The following is a 6139-nucleotide window of genomic DNA, read 5'->3' as shown; positions in this document are numbered from 1 at the left end:
TCAAAATGTTATCCGGTATTAGCCCCGGTTTCCCGGAGTTATCCCAGTCTTATGGGCAGGTTACCCACGTGTTACTCACCCGTCCGCCGCTAACTTCATAAGAGCAAGCTCTTAATCCATTCGCTCGACTTGCATGTATTAGGCACGCCGCCAGCGTTCATCCTGAGCCAGGATCAAACTCTCCAATAAAGTTAGTTTGTCTAGCATCTAAAATAAAAATTGACGTTTCACGTTGTTTGTTTCGTTCAGTTTTCAAAGAACTACTTGGTCGCTCATTTGCGACTTCCTTATGTTAACATTTTCATCTTTCAATGTCAACTAAGTTTTTCATTTCGTTTGTCGCTTGCGATGTTAATGTCATCGGCGACTTGTTCTATATTACACCTCTAAAGTATAATCGTCAACACCTTTTTATAAAGAATTTTAATTTAATATTTTTATGCTCTTTTAGCTAGATACGTCTCTATAGGATTTCATTATCGGAGCACACCTTCTGCTTCTCTTTAATTTATTTTTCCAAATATATTTAAGTTAATTTGAACTCTAGACTTAACTTGTGTGGACGTTTTCCTCCAACAAAACTAGCAACCTTATTTTAACAAATACTAGTATATAATTAGAGAGTTGTTGTACTATCAATAAAACTCTATTAGAAGCAGGTGAAGATATGAAAGATATACGTATCCTTATAGCAGACGACGATAAAGAAATCCGAAATTTATTAAAAATATATTTAGAACGAGAATTATACATGGTAGACACTGCAATCAACGGCGAAGAAGCCTTGCATTTATTTAATCAAAATAAATATAACCTCGTTATATTAGATCTTATGATGCCCAAAATAGATGGAATCGAGGTATGTAAAAAACTTAGAGATAAAACTAACGTACCTATATTAATGCTCACTGCTAAAGATCACGAAGTTGATAAAATTTTAGGTTTAAGCATTGGTGCTGATGATTATATTACGAAACCTTTCAGCATTCACGAAGTAATTGCACGAGTAAAAGCTCTTATGCGGCGTTTTTTAGTTCTCGGAAGTAACAATACTGCTCAAGAAAAAACAACTTTATCTTTTAAAGGACTAACTATCAATTTAAATACATACACAGTTCATACAAACAAAGAAGAAATTAGCTTAACCGGAAAAGAATTGGAACTGTTAAAATTCTTTACTTCAAACCCAGGGCAAGTATTTACAAAAACACAGCTCTTCCGAAATGTGTGGGACGATAATTATATAGAAGATGACAATACCGTTATGGTACATATTCGAAAACTTAGAAAGAAAATAGAAATTGACCCTTCCAATCCAAAATTCATTCAGACTATATGGGGAATTGGTTATAAGTTTGTAGGTGAAAAGCTTGAAGACTGATAAAACCCTCTTCCTTATTTCATTACAACTTATCATTTGCGGGATTTTAAACATACAAATGGGCCCAAGATTAAAAATGTCTTTATTTATTATCCTTATCTTAATTACAATTTATCTCTTCTTTTCAAGAATACAATTCATTCAACATCGTAAAGCAATGGATACTAAATTAAGTCGTGTACTAAAAGGAAACTTACAAACGAGATTATTCACAAGCAATGACCACTCATTACATAATATCGTTTTTTCAATAAACGAGCTAATAGCTAAATTAGAGCAGGTTCAGATTGAAGCCAAAAGATCCGAGGAATCCAGAAAACAACTTTTGTCTAGTATCTCCCACGATATACGAACACCACTCACCTCCATTATCGGATATATAGATGCTTTGAAAGACGGAGTTGCTGCTTCTGAAATAGAAAAACAAGAATATCTTAAAATACTCTATATGAAATCAAATAACTTAAAGCACCTAGTTGATGAAATATTCAATATGGCGAAGCTAGACGCTAATGAATTTCCACTAAAAGAAGAAGAACTCGACTTTTCTGAAGTTACTAGAGAAGTTTTGATTGAATTTTTACCTGAGCTCTCAAAACATAACATCGAACTGCAAATTCTCATACCAGAGTCTACTTGTCCTATCATCGCAGATCATCTAAGCATTATGCGGATTATCGGTAATTTAATGAAAAATGCAATTTATTACGGAAAGGATGGGAAAACAATAGGAGTCGAACTGCTAGAAGCTGATGCAGAATACAAACTTCATATTTGGGATCAAGGCCCTGGTATTCCAAAACATGATTTACAAAACATATTTGAGCGAATGTACCGAAGCGAACAATCAAGAAACTCTTCATTTGGTGGTAGCGGTCTCGGACTCTCTATTTCTAAAGCACTCGTTGAAAAAAATGGTGGGCATATATGGGTTGAAAGTACTCCATGGAAACGAACTACTTTTGGCTTTTCTGTTCCAAAACACAATACTTTTAAGAAATAGTTAAGAAATGATTAATATGCAGTTAAGCCTTCCTTTTTATGATGTAAGTAAGAACTTATAGAAAGCAGGTGTCTCCTATAAATACAATTATAAAAACGACTAACCTTACTAAAGTATATGGCAATCAAAAATCAGTAGATAATTTAAATATTAATGTTCAACAAGGAGAGATTTATGGCTTCATAGGCCGCAACGGTGCTGGTAAAACAACAACCATTCGTATGCTGCTTAGTCTTATAAAACCTACAAGTGGAACGATTGAAATATTCGGAGAGAACTTATTCCAAAATCAAAAAGATATTTTAAGCAGAATTGGTTCTATAGTTGAAGTTCCAGGATTTTATGAAAACTTAACTGCAAAAGAAAACCTACTAATTAATGCAAAGATAATTGGGGTTCACAAAAAGAATGCTATCGAAGAAGCATTAGAAATAGTAGGCTTGCAGCATGCGACAAAAAAGTTAGTAGGAAAGTATTCTTTAGGAATGAAGCAACGCTTAGGAATTGCACGTGCTCTTCTCCATTATCCTGAGCTACTCATATTAGATGAACCAACTAACGGACTAGACCCTATTGGTATTAAAGAAATGCGAAAACTTATTCATTCTTTAGCTCAAGAAAGAAATATAACAATACTGATTTCTAGTCACATATTAGCCGAGGTAGAACAGTTAGTCGATCGTATCGGAATTATTCATGAAGGAAAGTTACTAGAAGAAGTTTCTCTTGATACGCTGCGCAAAGCAAACCGTAAGTACATAGAGTTTCAAGTGAATAATGACGATAAAGCTGTGATGTTATTAGAAAATCATCTTCAAATTTTTGATTATGAAGTACATGATGAAGGAAATATTCGTATTTACTCTCATTTTGGACAACAAGGATACATAAACAGAACGTTCGTTCTTAACGATATTGAAGTATTAAAAATGATGATAAGCGAAGATAGACTAGAAGATTATTTCACCAAACTAGTTGGAGGTGGAACAATTGGTTAATCTACTCTATACAGAACTCTTAAAACTAAAACGCTCTAATATGTTTTTAATTAGCATTATTGGTGCTGGTGTCGCACCTTTCTTAGTTGTAGTAGCCTCTTATATACATATAAAAACAAAACAGCCAACTCCAACTATTTGGTTCGATCAATTATTCACTGACGTTAACTTATATACTACTTTAGTTATAGGATTCCCCTTATATGGAGTAGTGGTTGCTTATTTGCTTACCCGCGAATATACAGAAGATACACTGAAAAATTTACTAACTATCCCCGTGTCGCGCATTAGCTTTATTACAAGTAAATTCATCATTCTCTTTCTTTGGATTATGATGCTAACTTTAGTCGCTTGGGCACTTACTTTAATATTAGGGCTATTGGGGAACTTCCCTGGTTTTAACATTTCTTTACTTTTAGGTTCTTTCCTAGAATTTTTAATATGTGGTGGACTTCTCTTTCTATTGTCTTCACCTATTGTGCTACTAACTCTTGTAATGAAGAGCTATGTACCACCCATTATATTAACAGTCATTATTACAATGACTAATCTTATGCTCGTAAACTCCAAGCATAAAGATTTATTTCCGTGGACCGCTACTCTAGATATCGCAAATAACGAATTACAACCGACATATCCACCAGAGTATTCTTATATCATCATTGCAGTAACGACAATTTCCGGATTTATTGCAACACTATTCTATTTTAAAAAAGTAGACATTCATTAATGTATAGGAGTGAAACTATGAGCGATATCATTATTGCCTTCATACTCGGTATTGTAGAAGGATTAGCTGAATTTTTACCTATATCTTCTACTGGCCACCTTATATTAGTCGGGCATTTATTAGGCTTTGAGGGAGAAAGAGCAAAAACGTTTGAAATTGTTATTCAGCTAGGCGCAATTTTAGCTATTGCAATTTTATATCATAAACGTCTCGTTTCTTTATGTAATATTAAACCTCTTATACAGAAAGAAAAAAAATTCAACGCGTTCCATGTATTTCTTGGCGTATTTCCGGCAGTGGTTGCTGGTTTGCTACTACATGATATTATTAAAACATACTTATTCCAGCCATACACTGTTGTGATTGGACTTGTAGCAGGGGCAATTCTTATGATCTTTGCAGAAGTAAAAAAGAAAGAGGCAGCAGCCTATTCACTGGACGATTTAACATACCGCCAAGCTTTAACAATCGGATTATTTCAGTGCTTAGCGGTATACCCTGGCTTCTCTAGAGCTGGCTCTACTATCTCTGGAGGTCTATTAGCAAAAGTAAATTATAAGACTGCATCTGAATTCTCTTTTCTAATAGCTCTTCCTGTAATGATTGGGGCAACAGGCTTAGACTTACTAAAAAGTTGGAAGTATTTAAGTGTCGATGACATCCCTATGTTTGCGGTAGGATTCATTACCTCTTTTATAGTAGCGATGCTAGCGGTAGTAACTTTTCTAAAGCTTTTAGAGAAGATAGGTTTAAAACCTTTTGCGTACTATCGTATTTTGTTGGCTATCTTATTTACGCTTTTCGTATTGCTATAGATTCATATAAGTCACATATTATTAAACTGATATTCAATTTAGAATATCAGTTTTTTCATCTATTTTAACTCTAGTATTACTCACTTCAATATGGCATAGTGATAATAAACTACCATTCATAATCTGAACGTTCTTTAAGTAACTACATCCTTTATCATAAAATGCAATTGGAAAATTAAAGATCCCATATATGTACAGAACATATTTACAAACTATATTCACTCCACATAGTATCTTTTTAATTTGTAACACACTGCTACAACTTTTAAATGAGTACAAAGACATACTAAATAAGTAAGTAAATTTCCTAGGAATTATAAAGAGACTAAATATGAATTAGAGTGAGGTAACGATAAAAATGAATCAATTAGCACAAACATATTGGGATACTTATTGGGGAAACAACAAAAAACCAGAATCTGTTACAGCTTGGCAATTTGGGGATGCCCCTAATTATCTTGCACAACTAGTAATTGACGGTATTAAAACCGCTACATGCTCCGGTCACATTTTTTATGAATTAGAACATGAATCACTACCGACTACTATTGATTATAGTATTATACTCAATAGTAATGATGAACCTGTAGCTATTATTAAGACAATAGAAGTAACTGTAACACCAATGAATGAAGTAAGCGAAGAATTCGCTATCGCTGAAGGCGAAGGAGATCGTACTTATAATTACTGGAGAGACACCCATGTTCGTTTTTTTACAAAGGAACTAAATGAGCTTGGTCTTAATTTCTCTGAAGATATGTTACTCGTCTGTGAGCGTTTTGAACTTGTTGATGTGAACAATAAAGTGAAATTTTAATAAACTGAGATTTACCAGCCATTCTTATTTTTATAAAACACAAAAAAGACGAGTCATTCTGACTCGTCTTAAGCTTGCTTGGCGACGTCCTACTCTCACAGGGACAAGGTCCCAACTACCATCGGCGCTAGAGAGCTTAACTTCCGTGTTCGGTATGGGAACGGGTGTGACCTCTCTGCCATCATCACCAAACTATGAAGGCATATTCCTTCAAAACTAGATAACATTGCTACATATTATATGGTTAAGTCCTCGATCTATTAGTATTCGTCAGCTCCACATGTCACCATGCTTCCACCTCGAACCTATCAACCTGATCATCTTTCAGGGATCTTACTAGCTTACGCTATGGGAAATCTCATCTTGAGGGGGGCTTCATGCTTAGATGCTTTCAG

The 6139-nt window shown here is 34.4% G+C and carries 6 protein-coding genes and 3 rRNA genes; 6 read left to right on the top strand and 3 right to left on the bottom strand.

The genetic code is table 11. The features are described 5' to 3' along the window. A 16S ribosomal RNA gene (locus HMPREF1014_RS28915) occupies positions 1 to 189 on the bottom strand; the annotation flags it as partial. A gap of 478 nt (positions 190 to 667) precedes the next feature. Here HMPREF1014_RS28915 and HMPREF1014_RS28910 point away from each other — a divergent pair. The 6 genes from HMPREF1014_RS28910 (at position 668) to HMPREF1014_RS28885 (ending at position 5744) form a co-directional block, all read left to right on the top strand. Beyond that, the gene (locus HMPREF1014_RS28910; protein ID WP_000651991.1) at positions 668 to 1381 is read left to right on the top strand and encodes a response regulator transcription factor; all 714 of its coding nucleotides are present in this window, start codon (positions 668 to 670) and stop codon (positions 1379 to 1381) included. Then, a complete protein-coding gene (locus HMPREF1014_RS28905; protein WP_000845335.1) occupies positions 1371 to 2384 on the top strand; it encodes a sensor histidine kinase in 1014 nt (337 codons plus the stop codon). Before HMPREF1014_RS28910 ends, HMPREF1014_RS28905 begins: the two co-directional genes overlap by 11 nt. A gap of 68 nt (positions 2385 to 2452) precedes the next feature. Beyond that, on the top strand, positions 2453 to 3382 hold the full coding sequence (locus HMPREF1014_RS28900; protein WP_000074576.1) for an ABC transporter ATP-binding protein: 930 nt from the start codon (positions 2453 to 2455) through the stop codon (positions 3380 to 3382). Then, the gene (locus HMPREF1014_RS28895; protein WP_000247711.1) at positions 3375 to 4112 is read left to right on the top strand and encodes an ABC transporter permease; all 738 of its coding nucleotides are present in this window, start codon (positions 3375 to 3377) and stop codon (positions 4110 to 4112) included. Before HMPREF1014_RS28900 ends, HMPREF1014_RS28895 begins: the two co-directional genes overlap by 8 nt. Before the next feature lie 17 nt (positions 4113 to 4129). Continuing rightward, the gene (gene uppP, locus HMPREF1014_RS28890) at positions 4130 to 4927 is read left to right on the top strand and encodes an undecaprenyl-diphosphate phosphatase UppP (protein WP_001279957.1); all 798 of its coding nucleotides are present in this window, start codon (positions 4130 to 4132) and stop codon (positions 4925 to 4927) included. A gap of 358 nt (positions 4928 to 5285) precedes the next feature. Then, positions 5286 to 5744: an ASCH domain-containing protein gene (locus HMPREF1014_RS28885; protein WP_001072418.1), complete on the top strand. Its 459-nt coding sequence runs from the start codon at positions 5286 to 5288 to the stop codon at positions 5742 to 5744. A gap of 76 nt (positions 5745 to 5820) precedes the next feature. Here HMPREF1014_RS28885 and rrf read toward each other — a convergent pair. Continuing rightward, positions 5821 to 5936: ribosomal RNA gene (rrf, locus tag HMPREF1014_RS28880) — 5S ribosomal RNA — on the bottom strand. 48 nt (positions 5937 to 5984) lie between these two features. Next, positions 5985 to 6139 (bottom strand): 23S ribosomal RNA (locus HMPREF1014_RS28875); the annotation flags it as partial.

The sequence above is a fragment of the Bacillus sp. 7_6_55CFAA_CT2 genome (assembly GCF_000238655.1).
Lineage (GTDB): Bacteria > Bacillota > Bacilli > Bacillales > Bacillaceae_G > Bacillus_A > Bacillus_A cereus.
This window is presented reverse-complemented; position numbering and strand designations above follow the sequence as displayed.